Origin of the sequence: Streptococcus shenyangsis (assembly GCF_006385785.1) — a bacterium.
Taxonomy (GTDB): domain Bacteria; phylum Bacillota; class Bacilli; order Lactobacillales; family Streptococcaceae; genus Streptococcus; species Streptococcus shenyangsis.
The window spans coordinates 45,195-63,539 of sequence record NZ_VFSH01000011.1; the positions used below are offsets into that span (position 1 = coordinate 45,195).

20 protein-coding genes are annotated in these 18,345 nt (G+C 40.5%); 6 read left to right on the plus strand and 14 right to left on the minus strand.

Annotation, left to right across the window (positions count from 1 at the left end):
* Positions 1-52: 52 nt before the first annotated feature.
* The 5 genes from FJR77_RS08175 to rsmH form a co-directional block, all read right to left on the minus strand.
* Positions 53-2,158, minus strand: coding sequence for an ATP-dependent Clp protease ATP-binding subunit (locus FJR77_RS08175; RefSeq protein WP_140834314.1), 2,106 nt, complete (start codon positions 2,156-2,158; stop codon positions 53-55).
* A 535-nt stretch (positions 2,159-2,693) separates the two neighbouring features.
* Complete coding sequence (gene mraY, locus FJR77_RS08180) at positions 2,694-3,674, minus strand: phospho-N-acetylmuramoyl-pentapeptide-transferase (RefSeq protein WP_140834316.1); 981 nt, start codon at positions 3,672-3,674, stop codon at positions 2,694-2,696.
* Position 3,675: 1 nt separating this feature from the next.
* Positions 3,676-5,928: a penicillin-binding protein PBP2X gene (pbp2x, locus tag FJR77_RS08185; protein WP_140834318.1), complete on the minus strand. Its 2,253-nt coding sequence runs from the start codon at positions 5,926-5,928 to the stop codon at positions 3,676-3,678.
* Between the two features lie 3 nt (positions 5,929-5,931).
* Positions 5,932-6,249, minus strand: coding sequence for a cell division protein FtsL (ftsL, locus tag FJR77_RS08190; protein ID WP_000227822.1), 318 nt, complete (start codon positions 6,247-6,249; stop codon positions 5,932-5,934).
* 9 nt (positions 6,250-6,258) lie between these two features.
* Entirely contained in the window at positions 6,259-7,209 is a 951-nt protein-coding gene (rsmH, locus tag FJR77_RS08195) for a 16S rRNA (cytosine(1402)-N(4))-methyltransferase RsmH (protein WP_050279758.1), read from the minus strand.
* A gap of 166 nt (positions 7,210-7,375) precedes the next feature.
* Here rsmH and FJR77_RS08200 point away from each other — a divergent pair, with 166 nt between their 5' ends.
* The 6 genes from FJR77_RS08200 to FJR77_RS08225 are packed head-to-tail and all read left to right on the plus strand — an operon-like array spanning position 7,376 to position 9,795.
* On the plus strand, positions 7,376-7,570 hold the full coding sequence (locus FJR77_RS08200) for a helix-turn-helix transcriptional regulator (protein ID WP_001082471.1): 195 nt from the start codon (positions 7,376-7,378) through the stop codon (positions 7,568-7,570).
* 15 nt (positions 7,571-7,585) lie between these two features.
* Positions 7,586-8,128 (plus strand): DUF3278 domain-containing protein, encoded by a 543-nt coding sequence (locus FJR77_RS08205; protein WP_101776550.1) that lies wholly within the window; start codon positions 7,586-7,588, stop codon positions 8,126-8,128.
* Positions 8,129-8,138: 10 nt separating this feature from the next.
* The gene (locus tag FJR77_RS08210; RefSeq protein ID WP_101776551.1) at positions 8,139-8,381 is read left to right on the plus strand and encodes a hypothetical protein; all 243 of its coding nucleotides are present in this window, start codon (positions 8,139-8,141) and stop codon (positions 8,379-8,381) included.
* Between the two features lie 9 nt (positions 8,382-8,390).
* Positions 8,391-8,717 carry a hypothetical protein gene (locus FJR77_RS08215; RefSeq protein ID WP_101785408.1) on the plus strand — a complete coding sequence of 109 codons (327 nt, stop codon included), beginning with the start codon at positions 8,391-8,393 and terminating at the stop codon, positions 8,715-8,717.
* A 26-nt stretch (positions 8,718-8,743) separates the two neighbouring features.
* Complete coding sequence (locus FJR77_RS08220) at positions 8,744-9,322, plus strand: DUF3278 domain-containing protein (protein WP_101776553.1); 579 nt, start codon at positions 8,744-8,746, stop codon at positions 9,320-9,322.
* Positions 9,319-9,795, plus strand: coding sequence for a glutathione peroxidase (locus tag FJR77_RS08225; protein ID WP_101776554.1), 477 nt, complete (start codon positions 9,319-9,321; stop codon positions 9,793-9,795). The genes FJR77_RS08220 and FJR77_RS08225 overlap by 4 nt, the downstream gene beginning before the upstream one ends.
* Positions 9,796-9,938: 143 nt before the next feature.
* Here FJR77_RS08225 and FJR77_RS08230 read toward each other — a convergent pair whose 3' ends face one another.
* The 9 genes from FJR77_RS08230 to FJR77_RS08270 form a co-directional block, all read right to left on the minus strand.
* Positions 9,939-10,232, minus strand: coding sequence for a DUF5960 family protein (locus FJR77_RS08230; RefSeq protein ID WP_140834320.1), 294 nt, complete (start codon positions 10,230-10,232; stop codon positions 9,939-9,941).
* On the minus strand, positions 10,225-10,587 hold the full coding sequence (locus FJR77_RS08235; protein ID WP_049546733.1) for a hypothetical protein: 363 nt from the start codon (positions 10,585-10,587) through the stop codon (positions 10,225-10,227). The genes FJR77_RS08230 and FJR77_RS08235 overlap by 8 nt, the downstream gene beginning before the upstream one ends.
* Entirely contained in the window at positions 10,584-11,999 is a 1,416-nt protein-coding gene (locus FJR77_RS08240) for a Y-family DNA polymerase (protein ID WP_140834322.1), read from the minus strand. Before FJR77_RS08240 ends, FJR77_RS08235 begins: the two co-directional genes overlap by 4 nt.
* 3 nt (positions 12,000-12,002) lie before the next feature.
* Positions 12,003-12,689: an XRE family transcriptional regulator gene (locus tag FJR77_RS08245; RefSeq protein ID WP_140834324.1), complete on the minus strand. Its 687-nt coding sequence runs from the start codon at positions 12,687-12,689 to the stop codon at positions 12,003-12,005.
* 416 nt (positions 12,690-13,105) lie between these two features.
* A complete protein-coding gene (locus tag FJR77_RS08250) occupies positions 13,106-14,578 on the minus strand; it encodes a peptide MFS transporter (protein ID WP_181146628.1) in 1,473 nt (490 codons plus the stop codon).
* Between the two features lie 277 nt (positions 14,579-14,855).
* Positions 14,856-15,248: a 30S ribosomal protein S9 gene (rpsI, locus tag FJR77_RS08255; protein ID WP_000075964.1), complete on the minus strand. Its 393-nt coding sequence runs from the start codon at positions 15,246-15,248 to the stop codon at positions 14,856-14,858.
* Positions 15,249-15,266: 18 nt separating this feature from the next.
* Positions 15,267-15,713, minus strand: a complete 447-nt coding sequence (gene rplM, locus FJR77_RS08260) for a 50S ribosomal protein L13 (RefSeq protein ID WP_001044624.1) — start codon at positions 15,711-15,713, stop codon at positions 15,267-15,269.
* A 216-nt stretch (positions 15,714-15,929) separates the two neighbouring features.
* On the minus strand, positions 15,930-17,129 hold the full coding sequence (locus tag FJR77_RS08265) for an ABC transporter permease (protein ID WP_140834326.1): 1,200 nt from the start codon (positions 17,127-17,129) through the stop codon (positions 15,930-15,932).
* Entirely contained in the window at positions 17,126-18,019 is an 894-nt protein-coding gene (locus tag FJR77_RS08270; protein WP_084925866.1) for an ABC transporter ATP-binding protein, read from the minus strand. Before FJR77_RS08270 ends, FJR77_RS08265 begins: the two co-directional genes overlap by 4 nt.
* Positions 18,020-18,345 lie beyond the last annotated feature (326 nt).

The following is an 18,345-nucleotide window of genomic DNA, read 5'->3' on the forward strand; positions in this document are numbered from 1 at the left end:
AGGAACCAGTTTTTTCAGCTGGCTCCTTCTTTTTTATCCTCAAAATTCTGTCTTAGGCTTTTTCACGAATGACCAAAACACCATCTTCCATATCTGCTTCCAGATGTTTGGCATCTAAATGATCCAAGTGGAAGTCTGTCACCTTATCACGAATTTCTTGTTCAACCACGCGACGGAGAGGACGAACCCCCATGACTTCGTCATAGCCTTCTTCAGTGATATAGTCTTTAGCCGCTTGACTGACTGACAAATCAATATCTTTCTTAGCCAAGGTTTGGTTGACTTCAACCAACATAAGGTCTACAATCTTAGAAAGATCTTCTTTGCTCAAGTGTGAGAATTCGATGACAGCATTGAAACGGTTAAGGAATTCTGGACGGAAGAATGGTTTCAAACGGTCCATCAATTCTGGTTTGTCCGCATCTTCTGTCAAGTTGGCTTCATAACCAAATCCAGTATTTGATGTTGCGATAATGACAGTGTTCTTGAAGTTTACTGTATTTCCTTGACCATCTGTCAAACGACCATCATCTAGAACTTGGAGGAGAAGGGTAATGACTTGAGGATCAGCCTTTTCAATTTCATCCAAGAGAATGATAGAGTAAGGATTGCGACGAACACGTTCTGTCAAGGTATTGCTATTATCATCATAACCCACATAACCTGCTGTTGTACCAATTAGCTTAGAAACGGCTGTGCGGTCACTGTATTCAGACATATCCAAACGAATAATCGCATCCTTGGTCCCAAACATATCCAGCGCCAATTGCTTAGCAAGCTCTGTCTTACCGACCCCAGTTGGTCCTACAAAGAGGAAACTACCGATTGGGCGATTGCCTTCATCGAAACCAGCACGGTTACGACGGATAGCACGAGCTACTGCTTCTACCGCCTTGTCTTGGCCGATTACCTTATCTTGCAAGCGATGTGCCATATCTTTCAAACGTTCGATGTCTGACGCTCCCATTTGTGAAACTGGAATACCCGTCATTCGTTCTACAGATTCAGCCACATCGTTGACACTTGCAGTTACTTTCATATCTTCTGTGTGGTTTTCGATTTTCTTTTCCAATTCTGCGATGCGTGTTTTATAGTTTAGAGCTGCTTCAAAATCTTCTGCCTCAACAGCTTTTTCTTGCTTGTCTTTTTCTACCTCAATTTCACGTTCAACAGCATGAACATCTGTTACTGGATGCTGAGCTGCCAAGTGAGCTGCAGTTACATCTACAAGGTCGATAGCCTTATCTGGCAAGCTACGTTGAGGAATATACTGAACAGAATAATCCACCGCTGCTTTCAAAACTTCGTCTGGCAAGATGACATTGTGGTGTTGCTGATAGAGGTCACGAATTCCTTGAAGAATTTTATATGTATCCTCTGCTGAAGGAGCATTGACCTTGACTTCGTTGAACCGACGAGCAAGAGCTGCATTCTTCAAGATGGTGTTACGGTATTCATCTTGAGTCGTTGCCCCAATCACTGTCAATTCTCCACGAGAGAGAGCTGGCTTAAGAATGTCTGCAAGCCCTTTAGAACCACTGTCTCCACCAGTGCTACCTGCACCGAGGATTTGGTGAATTTCATCAAAGAAGAGAATAATATTCCCTGCTTCTTTCACTTCATTGACTAAATTTTGAACGTTTTCTTCAAAACTACCACGGTATTGAGTCCCAGCCTCAAGACCTGAAATATCAATGGAAATAATTTCCTTATTCTTGATAGCAGCTGGGACATCGCCGTTCACAATGGCTTGCGCTAAGCCTTCGACAACTGCTGTCTTACCAACACCTGCGTCTCCGACTAAAACAGGATTGTTCTTAATACGGCGTGAAAGGATTTCAGATGCTTCTTGAATTTCCTTGTTTCGTCCGATAACAGGATCCAACTTGCCCTCACGCGCTTCTGCAGTCAAGTTTCGACCCAGTTTAGCAAGGACACCATCTTGTTTTATACCTGAAGCCTGTTGTTGCATTTGTCCATCAGCTTCTACATTCCCTTGCAATTGACCGGTTGCACGATAGTGAGCAAATTCCTCAGGTGTGACTTCACGTCCATTAATCAAGTAGCGACGATTTTCAGAACTGTATCCTCGCATACCACCCATCAATTGGTTAAATAAATCATCCATGTTATTAAAATTATTAAAGTTGTTATTCATATTCTTTACCTCTTTTGTTTACTTAGTTATGATTACTGATATTGACTATCTTTGACCTTTGTTTTAAAAAATTTAGACTAGCTAAATCGCTACTCTAGGTACTATTTCTGGCTTTTCTTTTTCAAGCAGGAGTAGACTATCTTTACTTCTAAAGATTTCTAGATGAAACATAGACACACCTCTTTCTACTTTACTTTAAATAAGTGTTCTAGTAAGGCTTTCATTTACCTTACGTTCATAATATACTACATTAGTCAGAAAAGGTCAAGATATTTGACTTTGACTGACCAATATTTTTTATACTCTTCGAAAATCTCTTCAAACCACGTCAGTTCTATCTGTAAGCTCAAAACAGTGTTTTGAGCACTTCTTAGTTTGCTCTTGATTTTCATTGAGCATAAGTGTTCACGTAAGGCTTTTATTTACCTTACGTTCATAATATACTACATTAGTCAAAAAAGGTCAAGAAATTTGACTTTGATTGACCAATATTTTTTAGAATGCAAAAACACCCTGAAACGTCAGGGTGCCATTCTTACATCAAATACAAAATTGCTAGGGTCAAGAGACTTGCTAGGAGTCCCACTCCCCAAAAGAAGAAGTCGACCTTCCACTCGCTCCAAGGACTTCCCTTACCAGACAATCCTCCAAGCTCAAAATGATGATGCACAGGCGTCATACGAAAAATACGTTTGCCACCAGTCAGTTTGAAATAACTGACTTGCATCATAACCGAAGTTGTTTCAAAGACATAAACAATTCCGATAATCAAGAGAGTCCATTCTTGATGGAGGGCCATAGAGATAGCTGCCAGCATTCCACCTAAGGCCAAACTTCCCACATCCCCCATAAAGACTTTAGCAGGCTTATGGTTAAAGACGAAGAAACCAAGCAAACCACCAATCATGACAAGAATCACTAGAAGGATATCCATCTGACCTTGCACATAGGCAATAACTCCATAGGTAGACAAGCTAATCACAACGGAAATACTAGCTAGACCGTCAATACCATCTGTCAAGTTGACTGCGTTTGAAAAACCGACTAGCCAGAAAAGAGCGAAGATAATATAGAAAATCCCTAAATGCACTTGGTAGCCAAAGACAGAGAGCATATCGCCCCCACGCTCATAAAAAAGGTAGAAAATGACGCCACCTAGCAGCTGAAGAGCCAATTTCTGTTTGGGGTTTAGCCCCTCATTGATCTTTCGGAAGACCTTGAGAAAGTCATCTAAAAAACCAACCAAACCATACAAGACCAAAATAAACAAAATCATACCAACATTATTGGTCAATTGTTTTGAAAAAAGAGCGACGAGGAAACTCACCACAACTGCAGCAATGAGGAAAACAAGCCCCCCCATTGTAGGAGTCCCAGCTTTTGCCTGATGCTGTTTAACATCCTCATGCATCTGCTGGCCTGTAATTTGCGCCTTTCTATAAAATTGGATAAAGGCCGGAATTCCTACTAAAGTTAGTAAAAATGTCACAATTCCAGCACTGATGGAAATAAACATATTAGTCTCCTAAAGTTAATTTAATTTTTTTAATGTTTTTGATAGCTGTATTAGTCCGAACATCTTGCTTCTGAACAACGGAACCTGAACCTTCAAATTCCAGTTCAATATCCAACCATTTAGCAAAGGTCTCGGCAGTCTCTTTTTTCCAGCCATACATGTCTGGAATTTCTTCTACCTTATCCGATAAAAGGAGAACTTGTTGGTTTGGTGCAAGATTGGTCCCTTCTTCTACAGAAGTCTCTTTAATCTTTGTTCCAGTACCTACAACGATTGGTTGCACAATATTTCGGCGTAAGGCTTCCGCCAACTCACCAGGTGAAATATCCTTGATGCTAGGCATTGCATAAGAAGATTCTGTCGTAACTTTATCTAAATTTTTGGCTGGAGATTGAAGATTGAGAGATTCTTTCATAGCTGAAGCCCGCTCCAAGATTGGGGTGGCAAATTCTCCCAACTGGATACCTGAAAAATGCTCAGGCTGTTGAACCGTTACATACAAGATAAAATCAGGATTTTCAGCAGGATTCATAGTCACAACTGAGAAAATATAATTGGTAGAACCAACCAAGTATCCTCCATTTTTCTCATCAGCGATTTGAGCCGTACCGGATTTAACTGCTACATTTTGTCCAGGAACTGTTATAATTGGCTTTCCTGTGTAGTGATTATACATAGTTCCATATAGAGGGTCCGTCCCAACTAAGATCATGTGATTTCGAGTTGTGCTTGCTGCCTCTTTGGAAACAGGATTTCCTACTATTTCTTTTTGTGACTTACGTACAGACTGATTGTTAGTATCATAAATAGCACTTATAAATTTTGGCTCCAGCATAACTCCATCATTAGCAATAGCTGTAAAGGCACGAAGCATTTGTGTTTGTGTCACTGAAATTCCTTGCCCAAATGAGCTTTGAGCAATACTAACAATATTATCAGCTGGAAGTTGACCAGCGTATTCATCTGTCAAGCCAAAGCGAGTTGGAACCCCAAATTTAAAGCGTTTTAGATAATCCAACCAAGTAGCATCTCCCATTTTTTGTTCAAGTAGACTCGTTCCAACATTACTGGAGTGAGCGAAACCTTGTGAGAAAGTCATCATCCCACCAGTAGTCAAACCAGCATTAACATCCCAATCTCGAGTCGTCGCATCCGCTATTTTGAATTCACTGCTATTGAAGTATTCTCCACTTGGGAAGGTATTATTATCAATAGAAGAAGCTAACGTCATGACCTTAAAGGCTGATCCTGGTTCATAGTTACTTTGATAAAGAATATCACGCCAAACAAAGTCCTCAGTGATTCCTTCTTTAGTATCTGCATTAAAGGTAGGTCGTTGGGTGGTAGCGAGGATTTCACCGGTCTTTGCACTGACCAAGGTCGCGGTCATATACTTACCTTTTACTTTTTCTAGAAAGGCATCCATCTGAGTTTCCATGAAAGATTGTAGCGGACTAGACAATGTTGTATAAACATCCTTGCCATCCACAGTTTGTTGCGATACCAGTTCTGTTCCAGGGACAATATTACCCAGACGATCTTTTTCATAGGTAATAATACCGTCTTTCCCTGCAAGAATACTATTCAAGGAACTCTCCATCCCAGAAGTTCCCAGCAAACTCTTGCTTCCATCTTCATTTTCATGGAGTTGAGCTAAACCAATAAAACTAGAAGCGAATTGTCCATTTGGATAGCTTCTATTAGGGCTAGTTGTGAAGTCAATTCCTTCAACACTAGCGTCTTTCAAATCCTTTTTAATAGCCATCATATTGGCATAGGTAATTCCATTTCCTTTGGCACCGAAGGAAACTTGGGTTAGATTTGGTTGAGCTAATTGCTCTTTCACATAAGCTTCATCCATATCCAAATATTTATGGAAGACTTCAGCTACCTTATTAAACTGGGCATCTTCTACATAAAGAATTTTACCCGTTGCTGATTTGTATTTTTTATCAATAACAGCATAGACATTATAGGAGGTTGCATCCTCAGCAATCGGGACTCCATTTCGGTCATAAATAGTCCCACGTTTGGCAGGGACTGTACGAGTTATTTGGTGAACTTTCTTAGCCTCTTTGACTAGATCCGTTCCAAATTTACTACCACTCCCGATAATAACAGCAAAATTGACCAAAAAGACAGCGAAAAGTACGACAGCTAACAAGCTGATGTACTTCCCCACTATTTTACGGTTTTCTGCTGGAGATTTACGGTTTCTAATCGCAAATCGGATTATTCTTTTTGTCCACTTCATATCTTACTCCGCTGATCGAATATTCTCATTATTCAATTTTAAGTCCTTAGAATTTGCGATTTCTTTCAAGCGTTCTGCCCTCAACAATTCATTTACCTCTTGTTTGGCATCATCCAACTCTGTCTTCTTCTCCTCTATCTGCGCATTGATTTTTGTCAAATCATTTTGTACTTGTAGGAGTCGGGTCTGCATAAAGATAATACTAAGCGCCAAAACGAGAGCTGTAAACGCAATGGAAAGATAAAAAGCCTTCTCCACACGGGAGAATTTTTTTATACGATTCTGCAAGAATTGACTGGTTGTTTCTTTTTTATCTACCATTTTTTCCTCTTACTTGTGAATTTTTCTGGCCACGCGCAACTTGGCTGAGTGCGAGCGGTTATTGGCTTCTAGTTCTTCTGCACTTGGCAAGATTGGCTTACGGGATACCAATTCCATCTTGGGCTTGAGGTCATCTGGGATGAAAGGCAAACCTTTTGGAACTTCCACAGTTGAAGCCTCCTTGAACAATTGCTTGGTCAAGCGGTCTTCTAGTGAATGAAAGGTAATCACTGAAATTCTACCATCCAGAGCCAATATATCCATAGCCTGCTGGATGGACTCATCTGCCGCTCCCAGTTCATCATTGACTTCAATTCGAATAGCCTGGAAAATCTGCTTGGCAGGATGCCCCTTCTTCTTGAGTTCCTTGGCCGGTTTGGCCGACTTAATAATTTCTGCCAATTCAGTCGTAGTCTCGATTGGCTTGACTTCCCGAGCTTGTTCAATCTTACGCGCAATCTGTTTAGAGAATTTATCCTCACCATACTTGAAGAAAATACGAACCAAGTCATGATAGTCATAGTGGTTCACTACTTCATAAGCTGTCAGACTAGCATCCTGATTCATGCGCATGTCCAGTGGCGCATCCTTTTTATAAGAAAAACCACGCTCACGCTGGTCCAGCTGAGGACTAGACACTCCCAAGTCATAACAAATTCCATCAATTTCCTGAACACCAGCTTCGCGCAAACGTGCCTGTAAATGACGGAAATTATCCTTGATAAAGGTTACCATCCCTTTTTCGATATAGGGTGCCAAACGTTTTTGCGCATTGTCAATGGCATTCTGGTCCTGGTCAAAGGCATAGAGATGGCCTTTTTCACTTAATTTACTTAATAAATACTCGCTATGGCCTGCTCCACCCAAAGTCGCATCAACGTAGATACCGTCAGGCTTTACGTCGAGCATATCAATCGTTTCGTGGAGTAAGACCGTTACATGATGAAATTCTTTTGTCATATCTTATCTATTTTACCACAAATCTGACTAGCTTGCACTAGTCAGACAAATAGGCCAAAAACAAGTAAGATTTCTTTAAGAAATATGTCAAATATGCTTGACATTCACTCTATAGAAGAATATAATGTAGTCAAATATATGCGACACAAATCAGAAAGGAGACCAGATGAATCGTGTGAAAGAATTTCGCAAGGAACTGGGCATTTCCCAGCTCGAACTCGCCAAGGATATCGGTGTCTCGAGACAGACCATCAATATGATTGAGAACGACAAGTACAATCCAACCCTGGAACTCTGTCTCAATCTCGCCCGCAGCCTCCAAACTGACCTCAACAGTCTCTTTTGGGAGGATAATTTTTAAAAAAGGAGCCAACTCATGAAAAAAGAAACCTTCACTGAAAAACTGATCAAGCGCACATACGGTATTTCTGATCCACTTGACGAATACAAACGACGCGAGGCTGATCGTATCGGCAATCAAGTCTTTATCATCCTCTTTTATCTGATGATTTTCGGAAATCTTATTCCACTCCTTCTGGCCTATAAATACCCTCAAGAAGTGGCTCTAATCTATCCTCCTCTGATTTTAGTGATTGCCCTCATCGCTGCTGGCTATGTCACCTACCAAATGCAAAAAACAGGGATTACAACTATTGAACCAGATATGCTGAGTGAGAAAGAAAGTAAGCAACTACACTACCCAGGTCTGAAAGCAGGTTTGTTCTTTGGTCTATGGATGTTTTTTATAACTCCTCTTCTCGGTATACTCATAGGTGAAGGTCAGGACTATTTTCATTCTCTTCTCACTATAAGAAATGGTGTATCAAGCATTCTAGGTTCTATTTTCTTCGGAGCGAGCATACAGTTCCTCATCTCCCGTCGCATTGCAAAAACTAAGAAAGATCAAGATGAGGATTAGGAGGTGCCCTATGAAAAAAGAAAAGAAACAGTTACGTTATCCTGGTCTGAAAGCAGGTTCGATTTATGGAATAGTGATATTTTTTATAATTCCACTCATTGATACCCTAACAAGTGAAAATCCAAATTTTATCACTTCTCTTCTAAATACAAAACATATTTTTAAAACTATACTGGGAGCTTTCTTTTTCGGAGTGATGATGCATATTGTCGACTCACTTCGTATTGCAAGAGCTAAAAAAGACCAGGATTAGGAGGTACCTATGAAATCATTACTAACTTTACTGACCTATCATCTTTTGTTCAGTTCTCTGCTCATCTTCATCATCGTTTCAGGGAACTTGCCAATCTACGATATAGTCCTCCTTCCAGTCTTTGTTCCAGCCCTCAACAAAGGATTGACTTATCTAAAGATTGACTCCCAAAAAACGAGCATACTCAACTTAGCACTGTGCTTTATGATTCTATCTTTACCACAATTGATGGTCATCTCAAGCAATTGGAAATATTATTTACTGCTCACTATCGCTAGCCTTTCTTCTATCACTTATCTTTATTATCTCTATCAATTCGTAAAAGAAAGTCAGTAAAACTGCTCATTTAGGAGGTTACTAGTATGAAAAAAGATGACTTAACCACTCGCCTACTCCGAAATCTCTTTCATATCCAAGGCCCTTTTGATGAATGCCGACAAGAAATTATCTACAAGGCTTGTGCCCGTTCCATGGTCCAAATCGTTTATTCTTCCTTCTTTCTCTTCTTGTTTTATCTATTATTTGGACGCTTCATAGAGGTCGTTCGCTATGCCATGCCCTATGTTTACTCTGGACTCATTTTTTTCATTACCTTAAAAACTCAAAGAGCCGTCAAAGAACTCCACTTGGAAAAAGATGACAAGTCAGAAATCATCCTCAAAACCTACAGCAAAGCCCAAATCAAATTCCGAAGCTGGATTGTGTTTATCAGTCTTCAGATTGGCCTCTTTACCCTACTCATCTTTCATAAAGTCTTCGTTCAGCAGATGTCCCTTTCAGATTTTGTGAAGTTACTCATGCAATTCGATAAAAGTGTTCCTTTACTGATGTATGGTCTAATTATCGGTAGCATTTTTGGAACCCTGACCTACGGCTTTCTATCCCTACAGGAGGAGAAAACGCCTAAAAATACCAAGCAGAAAGAGAAAAGCAAACAATGACCTCAATCTACGATTTTTTAGTCTTAAACCAAGACAATCAAGAAACCCCATTAGATGCCTATCGTGGTAAGGTTCTCTTGGTTGTCAATACTGCTACTGGATGTGGTTTAACGCCCCAGTATCAAGGACTCCAAGAACTCTATGACCGCTATCAAAATCAGGGCTTTGAAATTTTAGACTTCCCTTGCAATCAGTTTATGCGACAAGCACCAGGTAGTGCAGAGGAAATAAATAGTTTCTGTAGCCTACACTATCAAACCACCTTCCCACGTCTTGCAAAGGTCAAGGTCAACGGTAAGGAAGCAGATCCTCTTTATGTTTGGCTAAAAGACCAGAAATCTGGCCCACTAGGAAAACGAATTGAATGGAATTTCGCTAAATTTCTCATCGGTCGAGATGGGCAGGTCTTTGAGCGTTTCTCTTCCAAAACAGACCCAAAACAAATTGAAGAGGCCATACAAAACCTACTATAATTCACAATCTCACTATGATTAGGTCTCCTTTAGCCTAATGAATAGTGAGATTTTTTGATTGGCTGTGACTCAAATAAAAAAACACCCCATGATATGAAACATGAAGTGTTATAAAAATGATACATTTTACAGCAGACAACCCTCTACTGACTACTATTTTTAACCCCAGCATATGCATAGGTTCTATTTCTAGGACACTCTTTTTCCGTTACTACCCTAAAATAAAAGCGATGCTCCCGCCCATCCTTGGCATTCTCCTTGTTTAGGACAAAGTAGTTTTTCTGATTCAAGGCCATAGTGCGTAGGATGTCATCGATCAAAAAAGTCAGTGGTACATTCATAGCAGAGTATTTTTGAAAATCCTCTTCAAAACGAATATAGGCATCTGAAAAATAATCCATCTGCAGTTTGTTTTCATACAACTCTTTTCTAGTCATACACCCCTTCCTCCCACAGTCGAATTTCTAGGATATCTGCAAGCTCTATCAGCCTGTAGCCCTCGCTTGTTCTAATAGATAATGATTTAGAAGATAACTCTCTCACCTTACCGATGATAGTGGCTTTCTGCTTCTTTTCCTTGACCACAAAACTTCCCTTCAGTTGGCCAACATAAAGCTGAGAAAGCAAGTGTAGTTTCTCATCTAGAATCAAATCTGTCGAAAAATCAACCCGATTTTTTTCTTCACTGAGCGAACTGGTGTGTTCTGAAAGGTAAAATCCCATCCACTTCTGCATACCTGGATCTTGATAATCTCTCGCGGATTGAAAGGGTAAATAAGAACGATCAATCATTTTAATCCATCTAATCCTTCAGCAGAATGTCCCCCAATCAGCTTGCTTCTGGCAAGACTCCTAGAGGCTTCTTCCAGTGCATTGGCTCTTAAAAGAGAAGTGAAACCAAATTGTTCCCGAATGGAGTCAATGGCCGTCTGGAGCCTTTCTTCTTTTTCTAACTTATCAACATCATCAAAGAGAGATATCAAACCAAAGGACTCATCCACAAAGCCTGAATAGTTGATTCCAACACTTCTGACCGCTCCTGAAGTGTATTTATTATGAAATAACTTCAAAACATAGTCCGTTAAGACAGCTGTATTATTGGTCGGTTCGACCTTCATTTGTGTGTGTATAGAGGGCCTGACTTCCTGTTTAGAGAAACCGACATAGACAGAGACAAGGGTTGTTTTCTTGCCCGCCCTTCTCAGTCTAATAGCCACCTGCTCAGCCATTTCTCGAAGAATAATTTCGATATCCCGTAGCTTCACGTAGTCTCTCGGCAAGATTTGAGAATTTCCCAAACCTTGGGACTTGGCTTTATAGGGATTATGAACATTGCTCTCATCAATCCCGTTAGCATGAAACCACAAACGCAGGCCAGCCTGACCGAGAACTTTCTGTATCTGGTCTGGATTGCTGATAGCCAATTCTTTGATTGAAAAAATCCCCAGAGCATGCAAGCGTTTCTCCATCCGCCTGCCAATCCCCCAAAAATCCGTCATCTTGGGAATGGACCAGACCTTCTCTTCCACATCCTGGTAAGACCAGTTGGCCCTCATGGTCTGAGTGTGCTTGGCTTCATTATCCAGAGCCAACTTGGCCAGTAAGGGATTGGCATTGGACATACCTACTGTAGAGTAGATCCCTGTCTGCCTCCAAATATCCCTCTGAATACGAGCAGAAAGCATATCCAGCTTGTCTTTGCGAGAGAGACTCTTGTCTGAAATGAAATAATTAAGTGAACTAGTCAGGTCAATAAACCCCTCATCGATAGAGTAGGGATAAATATCATCTGGACTGCCATAATTCTGAAAGATTCGCTGGATTTCCATATTGACTGCGATGTACTCATCCATCCTAGGTGGCACAATCAAGGTCACTTGAGCCCAATCTTCGATGTAGCGAACATAGTCTGAGTCGTTAGGTAGCCCTTGCTTTCGAGCATTGTAATAGGAAAATTTTCGCGTTTTGATATCAAAAGGCAAATCATAGGCTCGACCAACATTTGACTTGCCAAAAATCTTCTTAAACAGGGGAGAGGAGGCTAGGATAAGGCCAGTTGAATTATCCGCGCGACTCATGACACAAAGCGAGGTCTTCAGTGGATGCAAGCCCCTTTTCACACACTCGACACTGGCATAAAAAGATTTCATATCGACAAAGGCAATGTCACTTTTGGGCTCTCTAGAATAATCAAAGTAGCCCATTGGCTAGCCCTCCATCGGCACAAAGTTCCCAACGATAATGCCAACAATCCGAGGATCTTCCTCATAGGAGATGAAAATATCCTTGTATTTAGGATTGATAGAGACCAGACGCAATCCATTCTCCTCTCGATAGACCCGTTTGATATAGGTCTGGTTGTTGCAAACCACTGCATAAACCGCCCCGTCATAGTCAAATCCTGTCTCTCGAATCAGAGCTACTGAACCATTTTGGTATTTAGGTTCCATGGAGTCCCCAGACACCCAAGACGCAAAATCGTGGGCCAACTCCTCATTAAAGTAAACCGTATCAAAATTCTGATCATCGTAGACCGAAGCCCCAATCCCTGCTGACATGCGTTCATAAACACGGTACTCGTAGAGGCGCTCTGGCATAGCTATCACTTTCTGGGCTTGTTCTTCTTGAGCCAGGTTGCGAGCATAGAGAACAACCTTCTCCTTCCCTTTCTTGGAGAGGCTATGGTAGAGATGGACAATCTCGATCTGAGTAAAATATCCTTTGGGTACCTTTAAAATATTCTCTAGCTGGGACACCTTCTCCTTGGACGGTTCCTTGACTCCACGTTCCCAAGCTGAGTAAGCCTGGAAACTAATCCCAAGTTGCTCTGCAATTTCCTTCTGTGTCAGTTTTAACTCTTTCCTCCGAGCCTTGAGTTTTTCTGGCTGATACATACTTCACCTCCTATTATGATGCTTTAATGGACATTATCTCCCTTAGAAAGACTAATCGATGCTTGAATCCATATTTTTAAAACTCAACCAATATGGTTTAGTTTTATTATATAAAAAAAGTAGACAAATGTCCACTAGGAAAAGCAGAAACAGCGTGAGTTTTATACTCAATGAAAATCAAAGAGCAAACTAGGAAGCTAGCCGCAGGTTGCTCAAAACACTGTTTTGAGGTTGTAGATAAGACTGACGAAGTCAGTCACATATGTACGGCAAGGCGACGTTGACGCGGTTTGAAGAGATTTTCGAAGAGTATTAATCAAACTAAAAGGACCTAGCCCTGCACCATACAGAACTAAATCCTTTGAATAAATAATTGATCTAACTTTTAAAATTCCTACAGAAATTCCAGTTTTTCTCTATTTGATCCCAGCCATTAGTTTTTCAATACGTGGAACGTAGAAGAGTAAGATAATACTGAATACAATCGTAATTCCCCCTACAATTCCATAATAAGCTACTTCAGTTTCGCTTGTATAAAATTTTACAATTTGAGCATTGATAGCTTGGGCAGCAGCATCACTCAAGAACCAGATAGACATCATTTGTGCTTGGAAGGACTTTGGTGCTAACTTAGTAGTGACTGATAAACCAATCGGAGAAATCAGCATCTCACCTACAATCACAATAGCCCAACTCATAATCAACCATAAAGGACTGACCTTAACATCTGTTCCAAAGAGCATCCCTGGCAGCATCATCCACAAAAAGGATAGACCTGCCGCAAACAAACCGTAAGCAAATTTCTTAGAAGAGGACGGTTGATTTTTACCCATTTTCCCCCACAACCACGCAAAAATCGGCACATAAATCATAATGAAAAGTGGATTGATACTTTGGAAAAAGCTAGATGGGAAATGAATCTGATTCCCAAATACATTAAAGTAAAGTCGAGTTTGATCATCCGCAAATAGAGCGAGAACGACAGACCCCTGCTCCTCAATAGACCAGAAGAGCACCCCAGCGATAAATAGAGGAATGTAAGCAAATACTCGGGATCTCTCAGTAGCAGTTATTTTATGACTAGATAAAATTTTGAAGAAATAGTAGATTGGAATGATTACCGCAATCACTGTAAAGATATTAACAATCATATCCACGTTAAACTGGTGAGTAAAGACTAAACCTATAACCGCAAGAATAACCATGACAAGTGTAATCAGCAAGCGTTTAATCAAGGTCTGCCGGTCCTTCTGTGAAAGTGGATCAGTAGGGTAAAGACTTGATTCAGGCAGGTATTTCTTCCCATCTAAAACATACTTCACCAGACCAAAGAACATCCCAACGGCAGCTAATGAGAAACCTAGATGGAAATTGACTTCCTGACCTAGATAACCTACTAAATAAGGGGCAACGAAGGCACCTAAGTTAATACCAAAGACAAAGATACTAAAACCTGCATCCCGTCTATCATCCTCTTTCTCATAAATTCCCCCAACCATATCTGAGATATTGGGTTTTAAAAATCCAGTTCCAAAGATAATCAAGGCAATAGAAAGATAGAGAGCCACTTGTCCAAAAGGTGTTGCCAAAGCAATATGCCCTAGCATAATCAAAATCCCACCGTAAAAGACAGTCTTACGACTTCCTAAAATACGGTCACTGACAAAACCACCGACAACCGAGGACAAAAATACCAGCGAGCCATAAATCGCCATAACCGATGCAGCTGTGGTCTTATCCATCCCCAACCCACCATCTTGCACACTATAGTACATATAGTAAAGTAGGATAGCTCGCATCCCATAGTAAGAAAAGCGTTCCCACATCTCTGTAAAGAAGAGGGTGGACAAGCCCATAGGATGTCCAAAAAATGTTTTCTGTTTTTCCATATATATTCTCCTTGAACGATATAATAATTCATTTTACAGAATTTTCAAATAAATGTCAAACAAATCCTGTTTGTTTTAGAAAATTTTCTGAAAAATCTATTTAGATAAGTTTCTACTTTATCCTCAATTAGAAAATATCAGATAGAAATCTAATTAAGTAAGAAAGTATAAAAAATAAGTAGGGTAATTTTAGGGCAAACTTTTTTAGAAAGTATAGAAAAAAGCACCCATGAGGTAAACTCTTGAGTGCTTTGAAACGTTGATATAATCGTATTGATTAACGTTTTGAGAATTGTGATGCTTTACGAGCTTTCTTAAGACCTGGTTTCTTACGTTCAACTTTACGTGAGTCACGTGTAAGAAGTCCTGCGCGTTTCAATGAATCGCGGAAGTCTGGGTCTACTTGAAGAAGGGCACGAGCGATACCGTGACGGATAGCTCCTGATTGACCAGCGTATCCACCACCTACAACGTTAACGAAAACGTCGTATGAACCTGCAGTTGAAGTAACTGCGAATGGTTGGTTGATTACAAGACGAAGGTCAGCGTGTGGGATGTACTCTTCAACATCTTTTTTGTTAACAGTGATTTTACCAGTTCCTGGAACAAGGCGAACGCGTGCAACAGCGTTTTTACGACGTCCAGTACCTGCATATTGTGCTTGTGACATACTTTATTGTTCCTTTCCTTAGATAAGTCCTGAAATATCAAGAACTTCTGGTTGTTGTGCAGCGTGAGTGTGCTCAGCTCCAACAAATACTTTCAACTTCATACCTTGAGCGCGTCCAAGAGTATTGTGTGGAAGCATACCTTTAACTGATTTCTCGATCAAACGTACTGCATTTTTAGAACGAAGTTCACCTGCAGAGATTTGTTTCAATCCACCTGGGTGGTTTGAGTGAGTGTAGTAGATTTTATCAGTTGCTTTCTTACCAGTCAATTTAACTTTTTCAGCATTGATAACAATCACAAAGTCACCTGTATCAGTGTGTGGTGTAAATGTTGGTTTGTTTTTTCCGCGAAGTACGCTAGCAACTACTGCAGAAAGACGTCCAAGTGGTACATCAGTTGCGTCAACTACGTACCATTTACGTTCAACTTGGCCTGGTTTAGCCATAAATGTTGTTTTGTTCATGATTTCTCCTATATATAGTTCGATTTTTGTTTACGGTGATGGGTGTTCCTTCCCATCGAAAAGTATTTGGAAGGTTCCGGGGCCTTTCAAATGGGGTAAACAATACCGCCTACTATAATACCAAATTTCACCCCTAAAAGTCAATAGATATGAAAAATATTTTTCTAAAATTCCACTCTTTTTGTCTCTAGAAAACCTCGCTTTCGCGAGGCTCTTCTATTTATAAGATAAGGCACATTTAAAGGTTTTCCAAGGACCTAAATCATCTGTTTGCAGAACGAGACTAGCATACATACGTCCGATAAAGACTGTTGCAGTTACTGCAAAAGCAATCGTAATCGCAAGCGAAATCCAAGCTTCTAACCCATTTGCATAGCCATTAATAGCTCTAAACGGCATGAAGAAGGTCGAAATAAAGGGAATATATGAACCAATCTTCAAGATGAGATTGTCACCAGCTGCACCTAGAGCTGTCACTCCAAAAAAACCACCTATAATCAAAATCATCAAAGGCGACAAGGCTTTTCCTGAATCCTCAGGACGAGAAACCATAGAACCTAGGAAGGCTGCTAAAACAACGTACATAAAGAGGCTAACCAAGACAAACAATAAGGTGTTGAGCGAGAAAGCCTCTCCTATATGGTTTAAAATACCAGATTGTGCCAAGATTGGTAGGTCTTTAAAGAGAAGAATGGCAGCAAGTCCACCCACGACGTAAATGCCAATATGGGTCAAAATCACAAGAAGCAGAGCCAGCATGCGAGCGTAGAAATAATGACTAGCTCGGATACTAGAGAAGACCACCTCCATAATTTTGGTTCCTTTCTCGCTAGCCACTTCCTGAGCAGTGACACTAGCATAGGTAATCAAAATCATATAAAGGAATAAACCAAGCCCTGCGGCCGCAAAGGTTTGAATCATTTTTTTATTTTCCTTGGATTCATCAATTTTCTCCGTAAAGTTAACTGTTTGTTCCAAGCGTTTTTCCTGTTCTTGTGACAAATTGGCTGCCGAACGATTGAGTTGATCTTGAAGTTCATTTAACTTGCTCGTTACTCCTAGCTTAATAGCAATCTCAAGGGAAGTTTCACCGTGATAAACTGCCTTCAAGACACTATCCTCTTGGTCAATGGTCAGATAGCCTTTTAATTTTTCATCCTTGATAGCAGCTTGAGCACTTGCTTCATCCTGATAATCAAAATTGAGACCATTGGTAGATTTAAGACTGTCTGTCACAGCTGGAACAGTGCTGACTACTGCTATCTTGCCACTCTGAGCCATAGAAGAGCCTTGGAGATAGCCAATTCCTCCAGAGAGACCGATAAACAAGAATGGTGAAATCACCATAAAGAAGAAACTCCACGATTTGACATGTCGAAGATAGGTTTCCTTCATTACAACCCACATATTTCTCATACTTCCACCCCTGATTCTAGTTTAAAGATTTCATCAATTGTTGGCGCTTGTTGGTCAAAAGTTGCGATATATTGCCCCTGAGTCAAGATTGGGAAAAGTTCCCTTCCAGCGCTCTCATCCTCCAAGATCAATTTCCAACTGCCTTGTTTGGTCAAGCTCACCTGTTTAACATGAGGAAGGTTTTCCAATTCTTCCTTGCTTCGTTCACTTGAAACAAAAAGACGCGTTTTCCCGTATTGATTGCGAACATCCTGAACTGGTCCATGCAAGACCACACGGCCATCTCGAATCATGAGAATATCGTCACAAAGCTCCTCGACGTTGGTCATGACATGATCAGAAAAGATAATGGTTGCTCCGCGCTCTTTTTCCTGAAAAATGACTTGCTTGAGCAATTCAGTATTGACTGGATCCAATCCACTGAAAGGCTCATCCAAGATAATCAAGTCTGGTTCATGAATCAGAGTAATAATGAGCTGAATCTTCTGCTGATTTCCTTTTGACAGACTCTTGATTTTATCAGTCAGCTTCCCTTTCACTTCCAACCTCTTCATCCATTGAGGGAGTTTTTCCTTGATCTCCTTGGCATCCATACCTTTTAGAGTCGCCAAATAGCGAACTTGTTCAAGGACTGTCAATTTAGGCATGAGACTGCGTTCTTCAGGCAGATAACCAATCCGAGCATAGGTCTCCTGACGAATATCCTGACCATCTAGACTGATTTCTCCTTGATATTCTAAAAACTTCAAAATACTGTGGAAAATTGTTGTCTTCCCAGCACCATTTTTTCCGACTAGTCCCAAAATACGACCTGGTCGTGCTTGAAAGTCAATCCCAAACAAAACTTGCTTGGATCCAAAACTTTTCTCTAGACTTCTTACTTCTAGCATCTTTCACCTCCGAAATGTCTTTCACTCATTATACTCCTTTTTGATAGCCTTTACAATGATTTCCGTCCATTTTTATCATCCTCATTTTAGTAAAAAATCTTAGGGTACTTTGAGTTATGAGTACATTATACAGTAGCAAACTTAATTTATCCACTCTGTTCCTCAACTGTCCATTTTTGATCCTGAATTGTTATGTGAAAATCATGACCACCCGTCAAACGGGTGGTTTGTACCAGGGCTATAAGCCCAAATTACCAGCCAGCGCCTAAAGACGCTGGCTTTCACGTTGTTCAAGCCTCATTGCTCTTGACTCGTCACTTGCCTCT

Coding starts and splice junctions, on each gene's coding strand:
- FJR77_RS08175 (WP_140834314.1), bottom strand. CDS start 2,158: ATGAATAACAACTTTAATAATTTTAATAACATGGATGATTTATTTAAC.
- mraY (WP_140834316.1), bottom strand. CDS start 3,674: ATGTTTATTTCCATCAGTGCTGGAATTGTGACATTTTTACTAACTTTA.
- pbp2x (WP_140834318.1), bottom strand. CDS start 5,928: ATGAAGTGGACAAAAAGAATAATCCGATTTGCGATTAGAAACCGTAAA.
- ftsL (WP_000227822.1), bottom strand. CDS start 6,249: ATGGTAGATAAAAAAGAAACAACCAGTCAATTCTTGCAGAATCGTATA.
- rsmH (WP_050279758.1), bottom strand. CDS start 7,209: ATGACAAAAGAATTTCATCATGTAACGGTCTTACTCCACGAAACGATT.
- FJR77_RS08200 (WP_001082471.1), top strand. CDS start 7,376: ATGAATCGTGTGAAAGAATTTCGCAAGGAACTGGGCATTTCCCAGCTC.
- FJR77_RS08205 (WP_101776550.1), top strand. CDS start 7,586: ATGAAAAAAGAAACCTTCACTGAAAAACTGATCAAGCGCACATACGGT.
- FJR77_RS08210 (WP_101776551.1), top strand. CDS start 8,139: ATGAAAAAAGAAAAGAAACAGTTACGTTATCCTGGTCTGAAAGCAGGT.
- FJR77_RS08215 (WP_101785408.1), top strand. CDS start 8,391: ATGAAATCATTACTAACTTTACTGACCTATCATCTTTTGTTCAGTTCT.
- FJR77_RS08220 (WP_101776553.1), top strand. CDS start 8,744: ATGAAAAAAGATGACTTAACCACTCGCCTACTCCGAAATCTCTTTCAT.
- FJR77_RS08225 (WP_101776554.1), top strand. CDS start 9,319: ATGACCTCAATCTACGATTTTTTAGTCTTAAACCAAGACAATCAAGAA.
- FJR77_RS08230 (WP_140834320.1), bottom strand. CDS start 10,232: ATGACTAGAAAAGAGTTGTATGAAAACAAACTGCAGATGGATTATTTT.
- FJR77_RS08235 (WP_049546733.1), bottom strand. CDS start 10,587: ATGATTGATCGTTCTTATTTACCCTTTCAATCCGCGAGAGATTATCAA.
- FJR77_RS08240 (WP_140834322.1), bottom strand. CDS start 11,999: ATGGGCTACTTTGATTATTCTAGAGAGCCCAAAAGTGACATTGCCTTT.
- FJR77_RS08245 (WP_140834324.1), bottom strand. CDS start 12,689: ATGTATCAGCCAGAAAAACTCAAGGCTCGGAGGAAAGAGTTAAAACTG.
- FJR77_RS08250 (WP_181146628.1), bottom strand. CDS start 14,578: ATGGAAAAACAGAAAACATTTTTTGGACATCCTATGGGCTTGTCCACC.
- rpsI (WP_000075964.1), bottom strand. CDS start 15,248: ATGTCACAAGCACAATATGCAGGTACTGGACGTCGTAAAAACGCTGTT.
- rplM (WP_001044624.1), bottom strand. CDS start 15,713: ATGAACAAAACAACATTTATGGCTAAACCAGGCCAAGTTGAACGTAAA.
- FJR77_RS08265 (WP_140834326.1), bottom strand. CDS start 17,129: ATGAGAAATATGTGGGTTGTAATGAAGGAAACCTATCTTCGACATGTC.
- FJR77_RS08270 (WP_084925866.1), bottom strand. CDS start 18,019: ATGCTAGAAGTAAGAAGTCTAGAGAAAAGTTTTGGATCCAAGCAAGTT.